The organism is Microbacterium sp. zg.Y909 (assembly GCF_024626565.1).
On the sequence record NZ_JANJFJ010000037.1, the window covers coordinates 1 to 22,179 of the forward strand.

The 22,179-nt window shown below is 71.9% G+C and carries 20 protein-coding genes and 1 tRNA gene; 6 read left to right on the forward strand and 15 right to left on the reverse strand.

Annotated elements, in window-relative coordinates; translation table 11 throughout:
* From NQ160_RS04815 to NQ160_RS04840, 6 genes are all read right to left on the reverse strand, one after another.
* Positions 1–405, reverse strand: a 405-nt coding sequence (locus NQ160_RS04815) for an ATP-binding cassette domain-containing protein (RefSeq protein WP_257514107.1), incomplete at its 3' end; no start/stop codon positions are given.
* 52 nt (positions 406–457) lie between these two features.
* Positions 458–1,462, reverse strand: a complete 1,005-nt coding sequence (locus NQ160_RS04820) for a DUF2804 domain-containing protein (RefSeq protein ID WP_257514108.1) — start codon at positions 1,460–1,462, stop codon at positions 458–460.
* Positions 1,459–3,282, reverse strand: coding sequence for a glycoside hydrolase family 2 protein (locus tag NQ160_RS04825; protein ID WP_257514109.1), 1,824 nt, complete (start codon positions 3,280–3,282; stop codon positions 1,459–1,461). The genes NQ160_RS04820 and NQ160_RS04825 overlap by 4 nt, the downstream gene beginning before the upstream one ends.
* Positions 3,279–4,598: an MFS transporter gene (locus NQ160_RS04830; RefSeq protein ID WP_257514110.1), complete on the reverse strand. Its 1,320-nt coding sequence runs from the start codon at positions 4,596–4,598 to the stop codon at positions 3,279–3,281. Before NQ160_RS04830 ends, NQ160_RS04825 begins: the two co-directional genes overlap by 4 nt.
* 74 nt (positions 4,599–4,672) lie before the next feature.
* Positions 4,673–6,172 carry an L-serine ammonia-lyase, iron-sulfur-dependent, subunit alpha gene (locus NQ160_RS04835; protein WP_257514111.1) on the reverse strand — a complete coding sequence of 500 codons (1,500 nt, stop codon included), beginning with the start codon at positions 6,170–6,172 and terminating at the stop codon, positions 4,673–4,675.
* A gap of 76 nt (positions 6,173–6,248) precedes the next feature.
* On the reverse strand, positions 6,249–6,692 hold the full coding sequence (locus NQ160_RS04840) for an Hsp20/alpha crystallin family protein (RefSeq protein ID WP_257514112.1): 444 nt from the start codon (positions 6,690–6,692) through the stop codon (positions 6,249–6,251).
* 296 nt (positions 6,693–6,988) lie between these two features.
* Between NQ160_RS04840 and NQ160_RS04845 the strand changes: the two genes are divergently transcribed.
* Complete coding sequence (locus tag NQ160_RS04845) at positions 6,989–8,008, forward strand: hypothetical protein (protein ID WP_257514113.1); 1,020 nt, start codon at positions 6,989–6,991, stop codon at positions 8,006–8,008.
* Between the two features lie 235 nt (positions 8,009–8,243).
* Here the strand turns inward: NQ160_RS04845 and NQ160_RS04850 are convergent.
* A tRNA-Arg gene (locus NQ160_RS04850) sits at positions 8,244–8,316 on the reverse strand.
* A gap of 79 nt (positions 8,317–8,395) precedes the next feature.
* Positions 8,396–9,022 (reverse strand): asparagine synthase, encoded by a 627-nt coding sequence (locus NQ160_RS04855; protein ID WP_257514114.1) that lies wholly within the window; start codon positions 9,020–9,022, stop codon positions 8,396–8,398.
* 164 nt (positions 9,023–9,186) lie between these two features.
* Here NQ160_RS04855 and NQ160_RS04860 point away from each other — a divergent pair, with 164 nt between their 5' ends.
* The 4 genes from NQ160_RS04860 (at position 9,187) to NQ160_RS04875 (ending at position 12,604) form a co-directional block, all read left to right on the forward strand.
* Positions 9,187–9,726, forward strand: a complete 540-nt coding sequence (locus tag NQ160_RS04860) for a DUF4956 domain-containing protein (RefSeq protein WP_257514115.1) — start codon at positions 9,187–9,189, stop codon at positions 9,724–9,726.
* On the forward strand, positions 9,723–10,511 hold the full coding sequence (locus NQ160_RS04865; protein WP_257514116.1) for a polyphosphate polymerase domain-containing protein: 789 nt from the start codon (positions 9,723–9,725) through the stop codon (positions 10,509–10,511). Before NQ160_RS04860 ends, NQ160_RS04865 begins: the two co-directional genes overlap by 4 nt.
* Positions 10,512–10,522: 11 nt before the next feature.
* Complete coding sequence (locus tag NQ160_RS04870; RefSeq protein WP_257514117.1) at positions 10,523–12,280, forward strand: carbohydrate-binding domain-containing protein; 1,758 nt, start codon at positions 10,523–10,525, stop codon at positions 12,278–12,280.
* Between the two features lie 126 nt (positions 12,281–12,406).
* Complete coding sequence (locus tag NQ160_RS04875) at positions 12,407–12,604, forward strand: hypothetical protein (protein ID WP_257514118.1); 198 nt, start codon at positions 12,407–12,409, stop codon at positions 12,602–12,604.
* A gap of 59 nt (positions 12,605–12,663) precedes the next feature.
* Here NQ160_RS04875 and NQ160_RS04880 read toward each other — a convergent pair whose 3' ends face one another.
* From NQ160_RS04880 to NQ160_RS04890, 4 genes are read right to left on the reverse strand one after another with little or no spacing between them, the layout of a single operon-like run.
* Positions 12,664–14,133 (reverse strand): amidohydrolase, encoded by a 1,470-nt coding sequence (locus NQ160_RS04880; protein ID WP_257514119.1) that lies wholly within the window; start codon positions 14,131–14,133, stop codon positions 12,664–12,666.
* A 43-nt stretch (positions 14,134–14,176) separates the two neighbouring features.
* Positions 14,177–14,398 carry a hypothetical protein gene (locus NQ160_RS24640; protein WP_306852601.1) on the reverse strand — a complete coding sequence of 74 codons (222 nt, stop codon included), beginning with the start codon at positions 14,396–14,398 and terminating at the stop codon, positions 14,177–14,179.
* Positions 14,395–14,808, reverse strand: coding sequence for an FMN-binding negative transcriptional regulator (locus tag NQ160_RS04885; RefSeq protein WP_306852603.1), 414 nt, complete (start codon positions 14,806–14,808; stop codon positions 14,395–14,397). The genes NQ160_RS24640 and NQ160_RS04885 overlap by 4 nt, the downstream gene beginning before the upstream one ends.
* On the reverse strand, positions 14,805–18,284 hold the full coding sequence (locus NQ160_RS04890) for a bifunctional proline dehydrogenase/L-glutamate gamma-semialdehyde dehydrogenase (protein ID WP_257514120.1): 3,480 nt from the start codon (positions 18,282–18,284) through the stop codon (positions 14,805–14,807). The genes NQ160_RS04885 and NQ160_RS04890 overlap by 4 nt, the downstream gene beginning before the upstream one ends.
* Positions 18,285–18,416: 132 nt before the next feature.
* Between NQ160_RS04890 and NQ160_RS04895 the strand changes: the two genes are divergently transcribed.
* Complete coding sequence (locus NQ160_RS04895; protein WP_257514121.1) at positions 18,417–19,307, forward strand: LysR family transcriptional regulator; 891 nt, start codon at positions 18,417–18,419, stop codon at positions 19,305–19,307.
* A gap of 21 nt (positions 19,308–19,328) precedes the next feature.
* Here NQ160_RS04895 and NQ160_RS04900 read toward each other — a convergent pair whose 3' ends face one another.
* The 3 genes from NQ160_RS04900 to NQ160_RS04910 all read right to left on the reverse strand — a co-directional run.
* On the reverse strand, positions 19,329–20,267 hold the full coding sequence (locus NQ160_RS04900; protein ID WP_257514122.1) for an aldose 1-epimerase family protein: 939 nt from the start codon (positions 20,265–20,267) through the stop codon (positions 19,329–19,331).
* Between the two features lie 2 nt (positions 20,268–20,269).
* Positions 20,270–21,772, reverse strand: coding sequence for an L-arabinose isomerase (gene araA / locus NQ160_RS04905; RefSeq protein WP_257514123.1), 1,503 nt, complete (start codon positions 21,770–21,772; stop codon positions 20,270–20,272).
* A gap of 20 nt (positions 21,773–21,792) precedes the next feature.
* Positions 21,793–22,179: FGGY-family carbohydrate kinase (locus tag NQ160_RS04910; protein ID WP_257514124.1), on the reverse strand; the 387-nt coding region annotated here is incomplete at its 5' end.

Below are 22,179 nucleotides of genomic sequence, written 5' to 3' on the forward strand. Positions count from 1 at the left end.
CGACAAGCGACCTGCCGGCTGCGTGCGCTGGGCGGTGAGGTCGACATCGGCCATCACGCGTGAGACATCGGATGCCGTCGCGCCGAGCAGCCGCGCGGCGTAGCGCAGGTTCTGCTCCACGGTGAGGTCGTCGTACACCGAGGCGCCCTGCGTCGCGTATGACACCCGGCGCCGCAGGGCGACGGAGCCTGCCGGCTCGCCCAGAACGGTGACGCTGCCTGCGGCCACGATCTGAACCCCCACGATCGCCCGCATGAGCGTCGTCTTGCCGCCACCGCTCGGCCCGAGAAGGCCCGTGATGCGCCCGCGCGGGATGCGTATGTCGAGACCGTCGAACACCGTGGTGCGGCCGCGCTTCACGACCAGGCCCTGCACCTGCACTGCGGCATCCGGGTCCGTCCCCATACCCCTATCGTGGCCCGGCCCCCGCCCAGGCGCGAGAGGTGCGAGGGGCGAGTCACCAGCGGTTGTGCACCTCCTCGGCGAAGCCCAGGATCCCGTCGAACGCGATCGTGTCGCCGTCGTCGGTGGTGAAGGTGCCCGACCAGTGGCCGAAGCACTGGTCGGTGCGCGACGACAGCACGAGCAGGTTCGTCTTGCCGGCCTTGTCGTAGAACGGGGTGAACGTGGCATCCAGGCCACCGCCGGTGATGCGCCACGGGCGCCGCCAGGTGGCGATGTCGTAGTCCCAGGTGAGCTCTTCGTGGATCTTGTGCAGGCGGCCGTCGACGAGCATCGCGTTCTCGGTCGAGCCGGTGCCGTCGGTCCATTTGGCCCCGACCTGGATGCCGATGACGCGGCCGGCTGCATCACGCCCCGACCCGGCACCCCAGTTCCACTGCACGTCGTACGGCCAACGACCGCGGCCGTGGTCGAGCACCGCCCAGGACTGCCCCTCGGGCACGTCATAGGTCACGCCCTCGACCACGACCGTGCCCACGGCGGGCCGCGCGACGTCCTTCACCGTGTACTGGAACCGACGAGAGCTCCACGGCACCACCACCGCGAGGCGCTCGTGTCCTTCGGGGAGCTGCGCGACGACGTCGAACGAGGCATCCTCGATGCGCGCGCGCAGGCGCGTGCCACCGGGGACCTCGTCGATGTCGATCTCGAGCCCCTTCGCCCGTGCCCGGGACGATCCCTGCTCGAGCCGTGGCGCGAGAGTCACCCCCCGCGGCGGGATCACGGTCGCGTCGGCCTGCCAGGTGCGCTCGGTCGCCCGGTCGAAGATCCAGACGCCGAGAACTGCGGCGTAGTCGATCGACGACACGGTGAAGGCGAGGATGTGCGTGGGGGTCGTGACGTTCCAGTACTCCCACCGCTTGTTGCGCCCCCATGAGCGGGTGTGCACGCGCGAGGCGTCGACGATCGGCTGGCGCGCCCACCCGACGGCATCGCGGTTGAGCACCCGGCCGTCGCCCGCGGTGAGCGAGACGGGTTCGGTCAGTTCTCGCAGCGTCACGCGGGCTCCTCTTCTGCGGCAGTGCGTGAGGATGCCGCGGCCTGCAGCCGCTCGTTCATCGCGCGCAGCGCCGCCTCGTCGACCTTCACATACCGGCGGTCGTAGGTGACCATGCCGTTGACCTCGTCCTCGACGTCCGAGAGCTGCGTGTACACGGTCGCCGCCAGCCCGCGGCCGATCGCGGGGACGATCTCCGCGTCGTGCAGGCGCTCGAGCGCCACCTGCAGTCGCGCCCGGGAGCGATAGCGCCGGTAGCCGAACACCTTGTCCGTCCAGGTGCGGCCGGCCACCGCGAGGCTGTAGCCGCCGTACTCCGTGACGGCCTCGACCCGCCCGTCGCGCCGACGCGGCATGCGCACCGGGCGAAAGTACACGTGCCGGCTGTGCAGGTCGCCGGCGCGTTGGTCGTGCCAGCCGCTCGCATGGTCGATCGGACGCGTGGGGTCGAGGTCGCGCACCAGCGCGGCGATGCGGGCGGCGTCGAACTGGCCCCACCCCTCGTTGAACGGCACCCAGAGCGACAGCGAAGGCACGCTCCGCAGGTGCTCGATCATCTCGACGAGCTCCGCCTCGAAGCGCTCCCGGCCCCTCGCGTCGGCGCGCGCGAACCGCGCATAGCGGGTGTCGTCGAGCGCGGGGGCGCCGAACACCGGCGCGGTGATGACGGCCGGCCGATAGCGCCCGCCGCCGTTGACCGCGTCCTGCCACACCAGCATGCCGAGCCGGTCGCAGTGGTGGTACCAGCGCAGCGGCTCGACCTTGATGTGCTTGCGCAGCATGGTGTAGCCGAGGCGCTTCGCGAGGCGGATGTCGTACTCCAGCGCCGCGTCGCTCGGGGCGGTGTAGCCGCCGTCGGGCCAGTAGCCCTGGTCGAGCAGCCCCACCGGCAGATGCGGATGCCCGTTCAGCAGCAGCCGCGCGTGGCCGCGGTCGTCGACGCCGACGCCGAACGAGCGCATGCCGACATAGCTCTGCACCCGGTCCTCGCCGAGGGTCACCTCGATGTCGTACAGGAACGGATCGTCGGGCGACCAGGCCCGCACCGGCGCCGGCAGGGCGATGCGCGTCGGCTCGCCCACCGGCACGGTCGCGGCGGCCACGACCTCGCCCGCAGACGACACCGAGACGACGGCCTCGACACCGGCACCGTGGACACTCTCGACCGTCACCTCCACGGCCGCCCCGGGCAGATCCGGGGTGAGCACCAGCGCGTCGACAGCGACGCGGGGCACGATCTCGAGCCACACCGTCTGCCAGATGCCCGACTGCGGCGTGTACCAGATGCCCCCGCGCCGGCTGGATTGCTTGCCGCGCGCGAGCCACGCGGCATCCGTCACGTCGCGCACCGCGACGGTGATCTCGTGCGCGTCGCCGTCGGCGAGAGCCGCAGTCACGTCGAGGGTGAAGGGAAGGTACCCGCCGGTGTGACCGCCGACTTCGACGCCGTCGACGGCGACGCGGCAGGACTGGTCGACCGCCCCGAAGTGCAGCAGCACGCGCTCGTCGTCGCCGACGGGCCGCGGCAAGGCGAACGTGCGGCGGTACCAGAGCGTCTCGTCGGCGCCGAGCGACCGCCCGACGCCCGACAGCGGCGTCTCGGGCGAGAACGGCACGACGATGTCGCCCTCCCAAGCCGGTGGCGGCACGGTCGGGTCGGCGACGGCGAGGGGGTCGGATGCCGCGAACGGCGTCACCGCGTACGACCAGATCCCGTTGAGGTTCGTCCAGCCCTCGCGCACGAGCTGGGGGCGCGGGTACTCCGGCAGGGGAGCATCGCGGTCGAGGCGTTCGCCCCACGGGGTCAGCATCGGCTCGCTCATGCGGCATCCACCCTCTCCGGCAGGCGCCGCAGCGCCAGCATCGGCACGACGACGAGCAGGGCGACGACCGCCGCCGCCGGGAAGATCCACGGGGTCGGCACCTGCTTCACGATGTCGAGGTCGACGTAGGTCTCGTTCGCGCCGATGATGACCGCCGAGCCGATGAAGGGTCCGATCACCATCGGGATCAGCACCACGAAGATCATGCGCAGCCCCTGCACCATGCCCACGCGGTCGCCGGGCGTCGCATCGCGGACGCTGGCAGAGAGCGCCGCGGTGGAGAGCATGAACCCGCCCATCATGATCGTGCCGAAGACGATCACGCTCAGCATGTCGCGGACGACGAACATGCCGGCAAGCCCCACGACCATGAAGATCACGGCGGGAAGGATGGCCCGGGTCTTGCCGACCCGGTCCACCACCCGGCCGCCGACGACGCTGATGACGGCGGCGAGGGTCAGCACGCTCGCGAGCACGATCGGGTAGCCGTCGATGCGCAGGTACCGCTGGATGTAGATGATCAGGTACGGGAAGTACACCTGCGTGCTGGTGCCGATGATCGCCCACGCCACCAGCAGCGTGTACAGCCGCGGGTGAAACCGCACGGTCGAGGGCCGGAGCCCGTGCACGAGGGCACGCAGGTATCCATCGGAGGACGACTGGATGCCGGGTGCATCGCGCACCAGGAACCACGCGACGACGCCGACGACGGCAGTGGCGATGCCGATGATCGCGAAGAACAGCTTCCATTCGCCGGCCTGGGTGAGCGGGTCGAGCAGCCCGAACACCAGCAGCATCGCCATGAGCGGGAGCACCGACAACACCGCATCGACACGGCCCCGGTCGGCGGGGGTCGTGGCATCGGTCACCCAGGCGTTGAACGCCGCGTCGTTCGCACCGGAGCCGAACACCGACATCACGCAGTCGAGCAGGATGATCGCGACCACGGCGGTGCCGACCACAAGAGCCGCCTGGGCCCCCGCCGAGGGCTGCACGAAGCCGAAGGTCGCCGTCGTCAGGCCCCACAGGATGTAGCCGATCGCGATGAACGGGCGGCGGCGGCGCACTCGGTCGGACCAGGCGCCGACGAGCATGGTCGACAGGGTCGCGGCCACCGCCGATGCGGCGACGAGCACGGCGATGACGGTGGGGTCGGTCGTGATCGTGTCGTAGACGAACACGTTGAGGTACATGTTCTCGACCGTCCAGGCGAGCTGGCCGACGAACCCGACGAGCACGACGACCCACCAGGTACGGCCGGCCACACGCGGGAGGCGAGCGCGGGCAGGAGCGGGAGCGGTGGGGGTGGCGGACATCGGCATCCTTGCTGACGGACCGGGGTTCGGGTGCCTCGATCCTACGCGCGACGCACAGCGCGGCGGCGCGAAGGTCAGCACTCGATGACGTTGACGGCGAGCCCGCCTTCGCTGGTCTCCTTGTACTTCGTCGACATGTCGATGCCGGTCTGCCGCATCGTCTCAACCACCGCGTCGAGCGAGACGTAGTGCGTTCCGTCGCCGCGCAGCGCCAGCCGCGAGGCGGTGACGGCGGTCGAGGCGGCGATGGCGTTGCGCTCGATGCAGGGGATCTGCACCAGCCCGCCGACGGGGTCGCAGGTGAGTCCCAGGTGGTGTTCCATCGCGATCTCGGCGGCGTTCTCGATCTGCCGATTGGTGCCGCCCATGACGGCCGTGAGTCCGGCGGCGGCCATGGCGCACGCCGACCCCACTTCGGCTTGGCATCCGCCTTCGGCGCCCGAGATCGACGCGTTCGCCTTGAAGAGGGACCCGAGGGCGGTGGCGGTGAGGAGGAACCGGCGGATGCCACGGCGACGGTTCGCGTCGGCCATCGCCGGGCCGTCGTCCGCCGGGGCGGCCGCGGCGATCGCTCCTGTCGGCGCGTGGTAGCCGAGCAGGGCGCTGCCGACCAGTTCGCCGTAGGGGGTGACGGCGTTACCCGAGCCCAGACCCGAGTCGGCGAGGAACCTCCACCAGTACATGCCGACGGCGGGGAGGATGCCGGCCGCGCCGTTGGTCGGGGCGGTGACGACTCGACCGCCCGAGGCGTTCTCCTCGTTGACGGCGAGCGCGAACGCCCCCAGCCACTCCCCCGGGAGCTCGCGGCGACCCTCGGCCTCGGCGTCGTCGAGCTGGGCGCGGATCATGCCGGCGCGACGCTTGACCTTGAGCATGCCCGGCAGCACGCCGTCGGCCTGCAGCCCCGCCTCAACGCACGCCGCCATCGCGTCCCAGATCGCGTCGAGCCCCGCCGCGACGTCGGCCTCGTCGCGCAGCGCCTGCTCGTTGAGCCGCGCGGCCTCGGCGATCGTGATGCCGCGCTCGTCGCACAGCGCCAGCAGCTCTGCGGCACTGGAGTAGTCGAGGGGGAACGGGCGCGTGGCGACCCGAGCTTGCTCGCCCTCGCGGCGGATGAAGCCGCCGCCGACGGAGTAGTACGTCTCCTCCGCCACCGTGGCACCGGCGGCATCCATCGCCGTCAGGGTCATGGCGTTCGGGTGCCCCGGCAGGCGGGTGCGCGGGAGGAACGTGACGTGCTCCTTGGCGAACGGCACCGGGTGCGTGCCGTCCAGCCGCAGCGCGGCATCCGGGGGCCACTCGGTCCAGGCGCGGCGCACCGTGTCGGGGTGGACGCTCTCGGGGGTGTGGCCCTGCAGCCCCGCGACGACCGCGTCGGGAGTGCCGTGGCCGATGCCGGTGGCGCCGAGCGACCCGAAGAGGGTGCAGGTCACGCGCGCGACGCTCGGCAGGGCACCCGCCTCGCGCAGGCGGGCAGCGAAATCACGGCCCGCCCGCATGGGACCGACTGTATGGGAGCTCGAGGGTCCTACACCGATGGAGAACAACTCGAACGCCGAGACGTACGCGCTCACCCTTCGACCCTACGCGCAGAAGCCCCGGACGGGGGCATCCGGGGCTTCTGTCAGAACTGCGTCAGGACTGTGGCTTCTACTGACCCTGGCCGGACTCGCTCACCTTGAGCGAGGGACCGGAGTCCTCGGTGGTCACCTCGACCTTGCGGGGCTTTGCCTTCTCGCTGACGGGGATCTTCACGCTGAGAACGCCGTTGCGGTAGGTCGCGGCGATGCGCTCGGTGTCGAGCCCCTGTCCGAGGCTCAGCTGGCGCAGGAAGCTGCCGGCCTCGCGCTCGCGGGTGATCCACTTGACGCCCTCGCCGACGTTGATCGTGCGCTCGGCACGGATGGTCAGCAGCTGGCCGTCGACGTCGATGTCGACCGAGCCCGGGTCGATGCCCGGCAGGTCGGCCTCGAGCACGTAGTGGTCACCCTCACGGTAAAGGTCCATCGGCATCTGTCGCGGACCGCGGCGGGCGGGGTCCATCAGGTTGCTCGCGAAACGCTCCAGGTCACGGAGCGGGTCATAATTCGCCATTCGTGTCTCCTTATCGAGCTGTGCCGGATGCCGGCACCCATCAGGTCGCAAACTTGAGTCGCCTCGACTCAAGTAGCAACAGATTAGCACTCGGCGACGGGAGTGCAAGGGGGCGGGTGGTGCGGCGCGCTTCTGCGGCCTCGCCTGTCGCGGATGACGCTTTCCGGCCCGCGCAGGGGACACGATGCGACGGGCGAGCGGGGCGGGGCGTTCTCCACAGGCGACGATGTCACCGTGGCATCCCGGATTGCGCCACGCCCCCGATCCGTCGCCGCCGAGGGTGCAATCGTCGGCGGATGCCACACCCCGGCCCCCTCCCGCTGAGCCTTGAGCCCTGGTTCAGCACCACCCACGCCCTCACGCTCGGTGCGACGCCCGGAAGGTTGCGGGCCTCCGATCTCGAGGCGCCTTTCCACGGCGCGCGTGTCATCCTGGCGCGCGCCCACCCCGAGCCGGACGCCGCGGGCGCGACTGCACCGCACGACACCGTGCACCGCGACCGACAGCGCCGTGACCGGCTCCTCGTGCAGGCCCGGGCGTTCGCGACCGTGATGCCCGACCACGCGTTCTTCACTGCGATGACCGCCGCGGTCCTCTGGGGCCTGCCGCTGCCACCCCGACCCCCAGGCCAGCCGGATCCCGAGCCGCTTCACGTCGCCGTCTTCGCGCCCCGGCGCCTGCTGCGGGCAGCGGGCGTGCGGGGGCACGAGACCACACCGATGCTCACGAGCATCCAGCAGCATCGCGGGATCCCGGTGGCGATTCCGGCGTCCACGTGGGCGTCCCTCGGCCGGTTCCTGAGCGTCGCGCGCCTCGTAGCCGTGGGCGACGCGATCGTGCACCAGCCGCGACAGCGCGGCGGCGACGGAGGCGGCCCAGCGACGGCGCTCGCAACGCTCGACGACCTGGCGTCGGCGGTGGCGGCCGGGCGCCGCGTCGGCGTGGGACGGCTGCGCGAGGCCCTGCCGCGGATCCGCGTGGGCAGCATGTCTCCGGGCGAGACCGACCTGCGGGAGGCGCTGATACAGGCGGGCCTGCCGGAGCCGGAGCTCGACGTCGACCTGGTGGATGCCACCGGAAGGCGCTTCGGCTGGACCGAGATCGCGTATCCACGGTGGCGGGTTCTGGTGGAGTACGAGGGAGATCACCACCGCACCGACCGCGTGCAGTGGCACCGCGACGTACAGAAGCATGCCCGATGCCGCGACCTCGGATGGGATGTCGTGCGGGTCACCGCAGGGGATGTGTACCCCCGACCGCGCCGCGCCGTGGAGCGGGTGCGTCACGCCCTGATGCGCGCGGGCTGGCGTCCCTGACGCGCACCACGGAGGGCGGACGGGGCCGACCGCGGGCTCCCCTGTCGCATTCGGTCGCTTCCCGCGGTGGGAAACCGTCATCCGCGACAGGCGAGCGGACGGACCCGGGAAACACGAGCGGACCGGACCCGGGAAACACGAGCGGACCGGACCCGGGAAACACGAGCGGACCGGACCCGGGAAACACGAAAGGCCCCGGCGAACCGGGGCCTTTCGTTACTGTCTCAACACAGTGTGCGCCCGAAGAGACTCGAACTCCCAACCTTCTGATCCGTAGTCAGATGCTCTATCCATTGAGCTACGGGCGCGTGGCCTGCACTGTCGCGCGGGCCTCGTAAAGCCTACCCGACGAGAGGGCGTCGCGCGAATCGGGGCCGCTTCGGCGCGTCAGCCGCCCGCCGCGGCTCTCCCGTCGGGGTCGGAGTCGGGCTCGGCGCCGGCACGCTCTGCAGCGGCGTGGCTCGCCGCCCGGCGGTGCGCGCGGAGCTTGGGGAGATCCACCATGCGCAGCGCCTGCATACGCGCGAGGCGCATCTTGTCGTAGTCCGGCTCCAGGTCCGGTCGCGCCGCCTCGATCCGCAGCGACCGGTCGATGTTCTTGGCCACTTCCGACCAGGCGGCATCCCGGGCGTCGTCGACGAGCTTGACCAGCTCTTCGGGGTCTTCGGCGCGCTCGCGCAGGGCCTGTGCGATGTGCAGCGACTGGTTGCGCCGCTTGCGCAGGTTGCGCACGTCGCGGCTGCGGTAGTCGTGCGTGCCGTCCGAGTCGGTGTGGCGCCCCTTGGCCGCTTTGCGCTCCTTCTCGGCGCGATCGGCGTCGGCTTCCGCCTCGGCGGCGAGGCTCAGCAGCGTCTCACGGGCATCGGGGACGAACCGGGAGGCCTCGAACCCTTCGGCCCCGGTGAGGATGTCGACGAGGATGCGGTTCTTCAACGCCAGCCGCGTCGCCGCAGAGGCGATGTACAGACCCTCGGCGACGATGTCGTCCTGCTTCGCCTTCTTTCGCAGCGCCACGGCACCCCCTTTCATCGATCCTAGGGCGGCGGGTGCGACGGCATCCATTCGCGCAGGAGGAAGCGCACAGCGATGGGCGCGAACTCGCACCTGGAACTACGACGGGTCATAGAGGGCGCAAAGGTCCGGCGCGCTCAATGGAGGTGACCCGAAAGGAGCCCTCCATGCAGCACGTCGCCGTCATCGCGCTCGACCTCGTCGCGATCGGCCTGCTCGCCTACGCCGTGTACTTCCGCCGCCACCGCCGTCGCGACCTCGCGATCGCCTTCGTCGGCATCAACGTGGGCGTTGTGGCGGTGTCGATGGTGCTCGGCTCCACGACGGTCGGCGCGGGGCTGGGCCTCGGCCTCTTCGGTGTGCTGTCCATCATTCGCCTGCGCTCCAGCGAGATCGAGCAGAGTGAGATCGCCTACTACTTCGCCGCTCTGGCGATCGGCCTGATCAGCGGCCTCTCGGCCTCGGTCACCTGGCTGAGCGCGGGACTGGTCACCCTCATCGTCCTGGTCATGGCTGTGGTCGACAGCCCGCGCCTGCTGCGCCGCTACCGGGAGCAGACGATCGTGCTCGACCGCGCCCACACCGACGAGCAGGCCCTCGTGGCAGCCGTCGAAGAGCTGCTCGGATGCCGCGTGCATGTCGCCACGGTGCGCTCACTGGACCTCGTCTCGGACACCACGACCGTCGACGTGCGGGTGTCGCGGTGAACGCCCTCGCCCCGCTCACCGAGCTGCCGGCGGTGGATCTTGCGGCCCTCAACACCGAAGCCGCGCTGCAGACGCGGGTGGACCGCAAGTACATCCTGCCGCTGGCCGACGTGCCGGCGGTGCTCGCCGACCTGCCCGAGGGCACCCACGCGCTGGAGGTCGACGGCGAACGCGCCCTGCGGTACGCCTCGCAGTACTTCGACACCCCGGCCCTCGACAGCTACCTGGGAGCCGCCCACGGCCGGCGGCGGCGGTTCAAGGTGCGCGCGCGCACCTACGTGGACTCGGACGCCTCGTTCCTCGAGGTCAAGACCCGCGGCGGCCGGTCGGCGACGGTGAAGGACCGGGTGCCGGTGACAGGCACCACCCTCGACGCCGCAGCCGTCACCGCCGCGGCCGAGATGCTGACCGAAGCCGGCATTCCCGACGCCCGACGCCTGGCCGAGAGCCTGCAGCCGGTGCTCGCCACCGCGTACCGCCGCGCGACGCTGCTGCTGCCGCCCGAGCACGATGCCGGCCCCTCGCGCGGCACCGTCGACGTCGAGCTCACCTGGCGCGACATGCAGCAGCCGGGCGACTCCGGGACGCTCACGCTGCCGACGACGGCGATCGTCGAGACCAAATCCGGATGCCGCGCCGGGGCGCTCGACCGCGCGCTGTGGCGGCATGGCCACCGCCCGGCATCCGTCTCCAAGTACGGCACCGGCCTGGCGGCGCTGCGCCCCGGCCTGCCCTGCAACAAGTGGCACCGCACCCTGACGCGCCACTTCACCCCCTCCCCCTGAAAGGACCTGTCATGACTCCCTCCCGTGACACCCGCCGACCGGGCGGCCGACGCCTGTGGCTGGCCGCGGCGCCCGCGGTCCTCGCCCTCGCACTCGCCGGCTGCGGCCAGGCCGCAAGTCCGGCCGCGTCGACGCCCGAGGCTGCGACCCCCGAGCCGCAGGCGACCACCGTCGACACGACGCTCGACGGTTTCTCCACCGCCGCCGACGTGATCGCCGGCAACCAGCAGCCGCACGACGACCCCGAAGCTGCGAAGGCGGCCGACGCCGAGACCATCGCGCTCGGCGGGTCCACGGCCCGCACCGACGCCGCGGGGGTCAAGGTCGACGGCTCCACCGTCACAGTCACCGCCGCGGGCGCCTACGTGCTCGAGGGCGACCTCGAGGGCCAGGTGGTCGTGGCGGCCCCCGACGACGCCGTGGTGACCCTCGTGCTGGACGGCGCTGACATCGCCCACACCGACGGGCCCGCGATCGACGTGCAGTCGGCCGACGAGGCAATCGTCGTGCTCGCCGAGGGCTCGGCGAACACGCTCAGCGACGCCGCCGGCTACGCGGAGGACGCCGACGCGAACGCGGCCCTCTTCAGCGCCGCCGATCTGACCCTCACCGGCACGGGCTCGCTGACGGTCACCGGCAACGGCAACGACGGCATCGCGTCGAAGGACGGGCTCGTCATCCAGTCCGGCGACATCTCGGTCGACGCGGTCGACGACGGCATCCGCGGCAAGGACTACCTCGTCATCCGCGACGGCGACATCGACGTCACGGCCGGGGGCGACGGACTGAAGGCCGACAACGAGGAGGATGCCGAACGCGGATACGTCCACCTCGAGGGAGGCGACATCGAGATCACCGCCGACGCCGACGGCATCGACGCCTTCACCGACGTCGTACAGACCGGCGGCACGGTGACGGTCACCGCCGGCGGCGGGGCGTCGTCCGATCCCGAGTCCGGAGCCAAGGGGATCGTCGCCGGCAACATCGTGGTGCTGGAGTCGGGGAGCGCGACCGTGGATGCCGCCGACGACGCCGTCCACAGCGACGGCTACGCGCACCTGGCAGGCTCCGCCGTGACCCTCACGACCGGCGACGACGGCGTGCACGCGGAGCTGCAGCTGGTCGTCTCGGGCGGCGACGTCACCGTGGCATCCTCCGTGGAGGGGCTCGAGTCCGGACAGATCACGGTGAGCGGAGGCACCTCCGCGATCACCGCAGACGACGACGGCCTCAACGTCTCGGAGCCCGACGCCGGCACCGCCGCGCTGACGCTCGTCATCTCCGGTGGCGACCTGGTGATCGACGCTCAGGGCGACGGCCTCGACGCCAACGGCACCGCCGAGATCACCGGCGGCACGACGATCGTGCACGGAACCACCGAGGGCGGCAACGGGGCGATCGACGTCGACGGCGGCACGACCGTCTCGGGCGGCACGCTGTTCGCGATGGGCTCGGCCGGCATGGCGCAGGCTCCGAGCCCGGCCTCGCCGCAGGCGAGCGTGCAGTTCGCCCCGACGGCGATGATCCCCGCCGGCACCGAGCTGGCCGTGCTGTCGTCCTCGGGCGAGAAGCTCGGCAGCGTCACCACCCCCAAGTCGGTGCAGAACGTCGTCTTCTCGGCGCCAGGTCTCGCCGACGGCGACACTCTCACGCTCACCGCCGACGGCGCGGTCGTCGCCACCGCCGTCGCCGGCGAGCAGAACGCCGGCGGCATGGGCGGGCTCGGCGGGCCTGGCGGACCCGGCGGGCCCGCCGGTCCCCTCGGCTGAGCGGCATCCCTACCATCGACGCCCCGCCCTTCTCAACCGGATGATCCCCACCCCCAGCCCCGATAGCTTCTGAGGACGCTGGTCGGACGGGTGCCCCCCGGCCGACCTTCACGAAAGGAGCGAGACATGGGTTTCATGGACGACGCGAAGAACGCCGCTGAGACGGCCGGCCGCAAGGCCAAGGACGCGTTCGAGGACACCAAGGACCGCGTCGAGGACAGGGTCGACGAGCACAAGGCCGAGTCCGACGTGAAGAAGGCCGAGGCCGAGCGGGACTCCGTCAAGACGCGCAACGAAGTCAAGGAACAGCTGCGCGGCGACTGACCTCAACGCACAAAGGCCCCGGAGTCCTCCGGGGCCTTTGTGCGTGTCGGGAACTCTCGCTAGAGATCTCGCCAGGTGAAGCGGCCGCCGAGGAGCGTGGCGGCCACCGGCATCCCACGCAGCCCGTCGCGGTCGCACGAGAGCGGGTCGCGGTCCACGATGACGAGATCCGCGGGCTCGCCCACAGCGAGGCGGCTTCTGCTGCTGGCCGCCAGCGCCGCATCCATCGGGAGGCGCTGCTCCGGGTGCCACGTCTCACGGTCGCCCCGGCTGCGGGCCGTCGCCGAGGCGATGGCATGCCACGGGTCCAGCGGGGAGACAGGAGCGTCGGACCCCAGCCGCAACGCGGCGCCGGCGCGGTGGAGCGAACCGAACGCGAAGGCGCGGCCGGTGCGACCTTTCCAATACCGGTCTGCGACGTCACGGTCGTCCATCGCATGCTCGGGCTGCACACTGGCGGTGAGCCCGAGGCGGGCGAACCTCGCGAAGTCACCCTCACCCACGAGCTGGGCGTGCTCGATGATGCCGGACATGCCCAGCTGCTCGAACACGTCGATGACCTCGGTGTTCGCTCGATCGCCGATGGCGTGGACGGCGGCACCGATTCCGGCTCCGTGGGCGCGTTCCAGCAGTCGCCGCAGCTCATCGACCGGGACGCTTTCGACTCCGCACGCGTGCGTGCTCGCGGGGTCCACCCCCGGATAGGGGTCCCAGCACCACGCGGTGCGGGTGTTCAGCGAGCCGTCGACGATGACCTTGAGCCGTCCCATCGTGATCAGGCCCGCGGGCTCCAGGAGGTCGCCGGTGCGCAGCCCCGCCGCGATCGCGGCATCCAGCCGGTCCGGCCACACCGCCACGTCGACGCGCAGGCTCGACACTCCGCGTGCGACCCGCTCGGTCCATTCGGCGACGTTGTCGGTGCTCTCGTACTCGACGACGCCGACCACGCCACGCCGGGCGGCGGCGTCGGCCGCGTCGCCGTAGGCGGCCGCAGGCACCGAGGTGGCCTCTTGGATCCTCTGCAGCGCGGCGAGCCAGGGCGCTTCGCTGATCACACCCGACGCGTCCAGTGGCAAGCCCAGCCGACGGGCGGCAGGGCTGTTCATCCAGGCACAGTGCAGGTCTGCGCTGATGAGCACGACAGGGAGGTCGGGCTCCGCCCTGTCCAGCGAGGCGAGGGTGGGCGGGTGCGGCCACAGCCCATCGCGGAACCCGTAGCCGATCAGCATGCCGTCGGTCAGCGGCGCACCGGTGGCGCGGGCGGTGCGCACCGCCGCCAGCACATCCTCGGCGCTCGTGGTTGCCGTGAGATCCACCCGTCGCCGGCGGATGACCCACTGCGTGAAGTGCACGTGCGCATCCCACAGGCCCGGCCCCACGAATCGCCCGGCGACGTCGACGACGTCGCCGACGGGAGCGACGGATCCCGCCGGGCCGATCGCGGCGATCACGCCGTCGTCGATGACGATGTCGACAGGCTCGCCCCCGTACGGGCGGGCGTTGCGCAGGGTCAGGGATGTGGGGTTCATTGCGGGGCTCCGTGGCGGCACAGTCGAGCGTCGGGGTCTTCGGTCATGATGGCAGAGCGTGCGCCCTGGCCATTCGCTCGGCCAGCGCCGGGTTGGCATACGGGCCTGGCTGTCGCAGTGCATCGATGACGCGCTGCACCACGGCGGCGGGCTTGTCCTGACTCATCTTCTCCTTCGCCTCGAAGCGCGCCACCCGCAGCCGGAAGCCCACCGTGCCGTGCACGATGCGTGCCGCGTACTCGGCGTTCTCGAGCGTGCGGTTCATGAGGTGGGGCTCGGGCAGACCCGCTCGAAGTGGTCGACGAGCCGCTCGAGCACGAGGAGGTTCTCGGCATCCGCGAGCAGCTCAGGGGTGCCGTACAGGTGGGCCGTGGCGAAGTTCCAGGTCGGCACCGCCGGGGTGGTGTCGTACCAGCTGGGCGACACGTATCCCTGAGGCCCCGAGACGATCACCATCGCCTCGTGTGCGCCGAGCTCGTGCAGTCGCTCGTCGGGGCGGCCCACGTGACTGACCAGCACGATGCCGTCGGCACCCTCCTCCAGCAGCACCGGGTAGTGGGATGCCACCAGGCCCCTCCCCGGAACGAAGCTGACGAGCGTCGCCCAGGGGTTCTCGCGCACGAGGGCGCGCACGGCCGCCACGTCGTCGACGGCGTAGTCGGGGGCGCGCCTCATGCGCCGCCGCCGGCCGGAGCGAGGAGCGGGATCTCGTAGCGGCGGGGCGTGCCGAAGCGGTGCGCCGAGATCGACACTGCCTGCTCGCGCAGGAACGGGAGCAGCTCCACGCGGCCCGCGGCGACGACCGCACCGGTGTACAGCGCCACGGCGGGTGAACCGCCGGTGCGCGCGGCGAGGTCGGCGGCGTCGCCGCCGATGAGGCGGATGCGGCCGCCCTGCTCCGCGAGGCGGCCGGCGCGGCCCGTCCACGCGGTCTCGCCCTCGACGGCGGCGGCGACGCCCTGCGCGATGAGCCACGTGCGCGCGGGTGCGGGGAGCTCCTCGGCAGCGCTCACCGTGAGCCGGGCGCGGGCGCGCAGGCCCGCCGCGACGACGCGGACGAGCTCGACGGGGCTACCGGACTCGAACCGCACCGTCACCGGCACCGCCTGGTAGCGCAGGGCGTTCTGTTCGCTCGCCAGCCCCGTGGCGTCGCGGACGACCCCGAACTCGTCCTGCCACGCCGCGGTATCCGTCGCCAGCGCGCCGCGTAGCCACGCGATCCCGTCGGCATCCGGCCCTGCGGCGCGCAGCGCACCTGCCGAGAGCGGGTCGCTCGGCGTCGGAGCGTCGACGGGGGCGTCGGTCCAGCCGGAGAGCCCGACGAGGTAGTTGGGCCCGCCGGCCTTCGTGCCCGCGCCCACGGCCGCCTTCTTCCAGCCGCCGAACGGCTGGCGCTGCACGATGGCGCCGGTCGTGCCGCGGTTGACGTAGAGGTTGCCGGCTTCGACGGTGGCGAGCCACGTGGCGATTTCGCGCTCGTCGAGCGAGTGCAACCCGGAGGTCAGGCCGTACTCGATCGCGTTGACCATCTCGAGCGCCTCGTCGAGGGTCGCGGCGGTCATGACGCCCAGCACCGGGCCGAAGTACTCGGTGAGGTGGAAGGGCGACCCGGCCACGACACCCTCGCGGATGCCGGGGCGCCACAGGGTGCCGGCATCGTCGAGCTTGACCGGCGGCAGCACCCAGCGCTCCCCCGGCTCGAGGGTCGTGAGCGCGTGCAGCAGCTTGCCGTCGGCGCGACCGATGAGCGGCCCGATGCGGGTGGAGCCGTCCCACGGGGCGCCGACCTGGTAGGCGCCGACGGCGTCGACGAGCTGGCGGCGGAAGCGCTGCGACGTCGCCACAGTGCCGACGAGGATCACGAGCGACGCAGCGGAGCACTTCTGCCCGGCGTGACCGAAGGCGGACGAGGCGACGTCCTTCGCGGCGAGGTCGAGGTCGGCGCTGGGGGTGACGATGATGGCGTTCTTGCCGCTCGTTTCGGCCAGCAGCGGCAGGTCGGGGCGGAAGCTGCGGAACAGCTCGGCCGTCTCGTAGCCCCCGGTGAGGATCACCCGCTCGACGGCGGGATCACTCACAAGCGCGGTGCCGAGCTCGCGGCCCTCCAGCTGCACGTACTGCAGCACGTCGCGGGGCACGCCCGCCTCCCACAGCGCCTCGATCATCACGGCGCCCGACCGCCGCGCCTGGCGGGCGGGCTTGATGATGACGGGCGAGCCGGCGGCGAGCGCGGCGAGAGTGGATCCGGCGGGGATGGCGACGGGGAAGTTCCACGGGGGCGTGACCACCGTGAGGCCGACGGGCGCGGGGCGGGCTCCGTCGATCGCCGCGACGCGCACGGCGCTCTCGGCGTAGTAGTGGGCGAAGTCGATCGCCTCGGAGACCTCGGGGTCGCCCTGCTCGATGACCTTGCCGCACTCCGCACCCATGACCTCCAGCAGCTCGGCGCGGCGGCGCTCGAGCACGTCGCCGGCGCGGTGCAGGATCTCCGCTCGCCCCTCGGCGCCGAGGGCCCGCCAGCCGGAGCCGGCGGCGACCGCACGCGCGATCACGGCGTCCAGCGCCGCCCGGTCACCCAGGGTGTTCTCGCGCACGGTGCCCTCGCCGAGGGTGGATGCCTGCATGCGGGCACGGATACCGTCGGCCCAGCGCCGGTTGGCAGCGAGACTCGGGTCGGTGTCGGGGGTGTTCTCGAATGATCCGCGCGGGGCCGGTGCGGGCTCGACGGCGCGGTTCTGCGTGCGCCGCGGCGCCGGCACGTCGGTCGGCATGGTCGCGAGCGACGCGAAGAACCGGGTGCGCTCGCGCTCGAACAGCGCGGGGTCAGCGCCGAGGTCGAACACGGCCGACATGAAGTTGTCGCTGGACGCGCCCTCCTCCAGGCGGCGGATGAGATAGGCGATCGCGACGTCGAACTCGGCGGGGTGCACGACGGGTGTGTACAGCAGGAGCGACCCGACGGTGCGGCGCACGACGGTCGCCTGCGCCGAGGCCATACCCAGCAGCATCTCGAACTCGACGCCCGCCGTCACGCCACGGCGCTCGGCGAGGAGCCAGGCCAGGGCGATGTCGAACAGGTTGTGACCGGCGACGCCGATGCGCACCGCGCCGATGTGCTCGGGGCGCAGCGCAAACTCCAGCACCGCCTTGTAGGAGGCATCCGATGCCTGCTTGCTCTCCCACGTGGCCAGCGGCCAGTCGTGCACCTCGGCGTCGACGCGCTCCATCGGAAGGTTCGCGCCCTTGACCACCCGCACCTTGATGGGGGCGCCGCCACCGGCGACACGGGCCGCCGCCCACTCCTGCAGGCGCATCATGGCGCCCAGAGCATCGGGGAGGTACGCCTGCAGCACGATCCCGGCCTCGAGCCGGTGGAACTCGGGCCGGTCGAGGATCGACGTGAACACCGCGAGGGTGAGGTCGAGATCCTTGTACTCCTCCATGTCGAGGTTGATGAACTTCGCCCCGGTGCGGGCGTTCGCCCCGAGGTGGAACAGCGGCACGAGCGCATCGGCGGCGTGCGCGACGGCTTCGTCGAACGCCCAGGGGCTGTGGGGGGCGACGGTGGAGGACACCTTGATCGAGACGTAGTCCACGTCATCACGCGAAAGCAGTCGCCGCGTGCCCTCCAGGCGGCGGGTGGCTTCCTCCTGACCGAGGATCGCCTCGCCCAGCAGGTTGACGTTCAGGCGCACGCCCTCGGCCGAGCGGATGCGGCGGATGGCACGGCCGAGTCGCGCGTCGGTGGCATCCACGATGAGGTGGCGCACCATACCGCGCAGCACCCGGCGGGCGATGGGGACGACGATGCCGGGGAGGAGCGGGGCCATCGCTCCGCCGAGCGCGATGAGAGCGCGCAGCGGCGCCGGCAGGAACCGGGGGGTCAGCGGCACGAGGGCGCGGAGGTTCTGTGCGGCGACCCGGGTGTCCTCGGGGCGGACGACCCCGTCGACGAAGCCGACCGTGAACGCCAGGCCGTTCTCGTCGCGCAGCACCCCGGCGAGGCGCTGGGCGGCGGCGTCCACCGGCACGGTGCTGCTCTCGTCGAGCCAGCGACGCACCAGAGCGACGGCGCCGTCGGCGAGCGCGCCGAGTTCGGCGGCCGCGTCGCGGTCGGCGGAACCGGAGGGTGTGGGGTCGATCAGCGTCATGGTGCCTCTTCACTCGCCGGGCGCGCCCGACGGCGCCCGTGAGGTTTCAGTGTGAGGTCCGCGATCCCGCATGAAAAGCGGACATTCATGGCGGTTATCATTCGATGACATCGATGAATGCTGAGGGAGCACATGCTCGAACTGCGCCGGCTGCGGCTGCTGCACGAACTGGCGCAGCGCGGCACGATCGCCGAGGTCGCCGCGGCGCTGGCCTACAGCCCTTCCACGGTCTCGCAGCAGCTGTCGCTGCTGGAGCGGGAGGCGGGAACGGCCCTGCTGGAGCCCGATGGCAGGCGCGTGCGCCTCACGGCGCAAGGCCGCCTGCTCGCCGCGCACGCCGCGCGCGCGCTCGAGCTCGACGAGGCGGCGCGCGCCGAGCTGTCGTCGTCGCGCGGCGCGCAGACCCGCGTGCGCATCGCTGTGATGTCCACGGCTGCGCAGGCGCTGGTGCCTGCCACCCTCACCCTGCTCGCCGACCGCGCCCCGCAGGTGCGGCTCGAGGCGGTCGAGCTGCCGCCGGAGGAGGGATTGTTCGAACTGACCGCCCGCGCGTTCGATCTGGTCGTGGCCGAGCAGTACCCCGGCCACACCCGCGAGCTGCGCGACGGTGTCGACAAGGTGGTGCTGGGAGTGGATCCGATCCGCCTCGCCCTACCACGCGACGACGTGGCCGAGTCCCTGAGCGACCTCGCCGACCGCAGCTGGATCTTCGAGCCGCGGGGCACCGCGGTGCGCCAGTGGGCGGTGCAGCAGTGCCGTGCCGCGGGATTCGAGCCCGACGTCCGCTTCGACGCGACCGACCTCGTCGCCCATGTGCGGATGGTCGCCGCGGGGCACGCCGTGGCCATGCTTCCCGACCTCGTCTGGACGGGTGAACGCGACACGGTGCGGCTGCGGGACCTCCCCGGCACCCCGGTGCGGCAGATCTTCGCCGCGACCCGGGCGTCGTCCCGCGACAGCACGACGATCGACACGGTGCGCACGGCTCTCGCCGACGCACTGGCGGCACACCGGCCCCGCTGAGCGAGGCCGGCGCGCGCCGGCTCAGATCGCGAAGATGCGCCAGCTCGCCTCGGCCGTGGCCCCCGGCTCGATCACCAGCAGGCCCGCGTCGAAGTCGTAGCGGGGGGCGTTGAAGGCGTCGGGGGCGCACGTCATGGGCTCGACCGCGAGGCCGCCGCGGTGCCCCGGCTGCGCGGGCCCGCCGGGCAGATCGGCGGTGTGCACCTGCACCCACGGGCAGGCGGCGTCCCACGCGATGCCGACACCCTGCCCGGCCGCATCGGTCACCCGCACGGCGGTGGTGCCGTCGGCTTCCGCCGCAAGAGCGGTGAACGCGTGGTCGATCTCGGTCGCGCCGATCTGCCGCGGCGTGCGGAAGTCGAATGCCTCGTCCACGGGTCCCAGCGCGGTCGGGATCAACCGGTCGGGCGTGACCGAGAGCACCTCGGATGCCGGAAGCTCGAGCGTCCAGTCGTCGACCCTGCCCTCCCCCGCCACGAGGTAGGGGTGGGGGCCCGTGCCGAACGGCGCGGCATCGGCCGACAGGTTCTGGGCCCGCACCGTCTGGGTGAGCCCGTCGTCACCGAGGGCGAACGTGGTGGTCACCCGCACCCGCCAGGGGTAGCCCGTCTGCGGCTCGATGGTCGCGGCGAGCGTGACGTGGTCTGAGCCCTTGTCGACGGCGTCGAACTCGAGCCAGGCCGCCAGCCCGTGCAGGGCATGCCCACGGTCGGGTTCGGTCAGGGGCAGCCGGCGCTCTTCACCACCGAACGCGTACCTCCCGTCGACGACCCGGTTCGGCCAGGGGGCGAGGGTCGCGCCGCGGTACGCCGGGCGCACCTCGTCGGCGTCGAAGGGCACCACGAGGTGCCGGCCGGTGTGCGTGAACGACCGCAGCGATGCGCCGACGCTGGCGATGACCGCCTCGCTGCGGCCGTGACGGAGGGTGTGCTGGATGCCGGATGCCGGGATGTGCGCCATGATCAGATCCCCTGTGCCAGACGGTAGTACGCCGCGTTCCAGCGCAGCTCCTTCTGGAAGCCGCGCACGGTGGTGTCCTCGTCGATGACGAGCAGCTCGGTCCCCGCGATCTCGGCGAAGTCCCGGAACACCTCGATGCCCACCGCGGTGGTCATCACGGTGTGGTGGGCGGCACCGGCGGCCAGCCAGCATCCGGCGCTCGTGGCGAAGTCGGGGGCGGGCTTCCACACCGCGCGTCCCACCGGGAGGTTCGGCAGATCGGGCGCCTCGACGTTCTCGACGACGTTGGCGACCAGCCGGAACCGGTCGCGCATGTCGGACATCGCGACGACCACGGCCGGGCCGGGGTCGGCGGTGAAGACCAGGCGCACCGGGTCCTCCTTGCCGCCGATGCCCAGCGCATGCACCTCGAGCCGCGGCTTCGCGGTCGTGAGCGACGGCGACACCTCCAGCATGTGCGCCCCGAGGATCCTCTCGGAGCCTTCGACGAGGTCGTAGGTGTAGTCCTCCATGAGGCTCGCGCCGCCAGGCAGGCCCGCGCCCATGACATTCGCGACCCGCACCAGGATCGCGGTCTTCCAGTCGCCCTCGGCGCCGAAGCCGTAGCCCTCGGCCATGAGGCGCTGCACCGCGAGGCCGGGGAGCTGCTTCAGTGCGCCCAGGTCCTCGAACGACGTCGTGAAGGCGCCGAAGCCACCGGCTTCGAGGAAGGTGCGAAGGCCCACCTCGATCGCGGCGCCGTCGCGCAGCGACTGGTGGCGCTCCGCCCCGGGACGCAGCTCCTCGGCGACGTCGTAGAGCTCGAGGTACTCGGCCACGAGGGCGTCGATCTGGGCGTCGGATGCTGCGGCGACGGCATCCGCCAGCTCGTTGACGCCCCACGTGTTGACCTGCACGCCGAAGCGCAGCTCGGCCTCGGTCTTGTCGCCCTCGGTGACCGCGACGTAGCGCATGTTGTCGCCGAAGCGGGCGAGCTTGAGGGTGCGGGCGGCCTGCCAGCCGGCGGCGGCGCGCTGCCACTGCTCGATCTGCTCGCGCACGACCGGGTTCGACACGTGCCCGACGACGGTCTTGCGCGCGACGTTCAGCCGCGTCTGGATGTACCCGAACTCGCGGTCGCCGTGGGCGGCCTGGTTGAGGTTCATGAAGTCGAAGTCGATGTCGGCCCACGGCAGCTCGACGTTGGCCTGCGTGTGCAGGTGCAGCAGCGGCTTCTGCAGCGCGTCGAGGCCCGCGATCCACATCTTGGCGGGGCTGAAGGTGTGCATCCACGCGATGATGCCGATGACGTCGTCGCGGGCGTTCACCTCGAGGGCGAGGCGACGGATGCTGTCGGAGTCCTTCAGCACGGGCTTCCAGACCACGCGCACCGGCAGGTCGGACAGCCCGGCGACGACGGCCTGGGACTGGTCGGCGACCTGGCGCAGGGTCTCTTCGCCGTACAGGTTCTGACTGCCGGTGACGAACCAGACCTCGTAGGCGTCGAGGGAGGTGGAGAGGGCCATGGTGTTCCTTCGGTTGCGGTTCAGAGTGCGGCGACGGCGGCGGCCTCGATGGCCAGGCCGGCGCGGTAGCGGTCGAGGTAGGTCGCGAAGCCGGCGACGTCGCCGGGGTCGGGCTGGGCGACGGTGACGTCGGATCCGGCGAAGACGTGGCGGTCGAGGTAGGTCGCGAGGTCGGTGCCTTCGGCGTGGGCGAGGTACGACGCCAGCACGGCGATGCCCCAGGCGCCGCCTTCGGCTGCGGTGTCGCCCACGGCGACGGGGGCCCCGAGTGCGCCGGCGAGGAAGCGCTGGGCGACGCCCGCGGTGCGGAACATGCCTCCGTGGGCGAACATGCGATCCAGCGCCACGCCCTCGGCGTCGAGCACCCGCATGCCGAGGGCGAGGGTGCCGAAGACTCCGTACAGCTG

Coding starts and splice junctions, on each gene's coding strand:
- NQ160_RS04825 (WP_257514109.1), bottom strand. CDS start 3,282: ATGAGCGAGCCGATGCTGACCCCGTGGGGCGAACGCCTCGACCGCGAT.
- NQ160_RS04830 (WP_257514110.1), bottom strand. CDS start 4,598: ATGTCCGCCACCCCCACCGCTCCCGCTCCTGCCCGCGCTCGCCTCCCG.
- NQ160_RS04840 (WP_257514112.1), bottom strand. CDS start 6,692: ATGGCGAATTATGACCCGCTCCGTGACCTGGAGCGTTTCGCGAGCAAC.
- NQ160_RS04845 (WP_257514113.1), top strand. CDS start 6,989: ATGCCACACCCCGGCCCCCTCCCGCTGAGCCTTGAGCCCTGGTTCAGC.
- NQ160_RS04860 (WP_257514115.1), top strand. CDS start 9,187: ATGCAGCACGTCGCCGTCATCGCGCTCGACCTCGTCGCGATCGGCCTG.
- NQ160_RS04870 (WP_257514117.1), top strand. CDS start 10,523: ATGACTCCCTCCCGTGACACCCGCCGACCGGGCGGCCGACGCCTGTGG.
- NQ160_RS04875 (WP_257514118.1), top strand. CDS start 12,407: ATGGGTTTCATGGACGACGCGAAGAACGCCGCTGAGACGGCCGGCCGC.
- NQ160_RS04880 (WP_257514119.1), bottom strand. CDS start 14,133: ATGAACCCCACATCCCTGACCCTGCGCAACGCCCGCCCGTACGGGGGC.
- NQ160_RS24640 (WP_306852601.1), bottom strand. CDS start 14,398: ATGAACCGCACGCTCGAGAACGCCGAGTACGCGGCACGCATCGTGCAC.
- NQ160_RS04885 (WP_306852603.1), bottom strand. CDS start 14,808: ATGAGGCGCGCCCCCGACTACGCCGTCGACGACGTGGCGGCCGTGCGC.
- NQ160_RS04890 (WP_257514120.1), bottom strand. CDS start 18,284: ATGACGCTGATCGACCCCACACCCTCCGGTTCCGCCGACCGCGACGCG.
- NQ160_RS04895 (WP_257514121.1), top strand. CDS start 18,417: ATGCTCGAACTGCGCCGGCTGCGGCTGCTGCACGAACTGGCGCAGCGC.
- NQ160_RS04900 (WP_257514122.1), bottom strand. CDS start 20,267: ATGGCGCACATCCCGGCATCCGGCATCCAGCACACCCTCCGTCACGGC.
- araA (WP_257514123.1), bottom strand. CDS start 21,772: ATGGCCCTCTCCACCTCCCTCGACGCCTACGAGGTCTGGTTCGTCACC.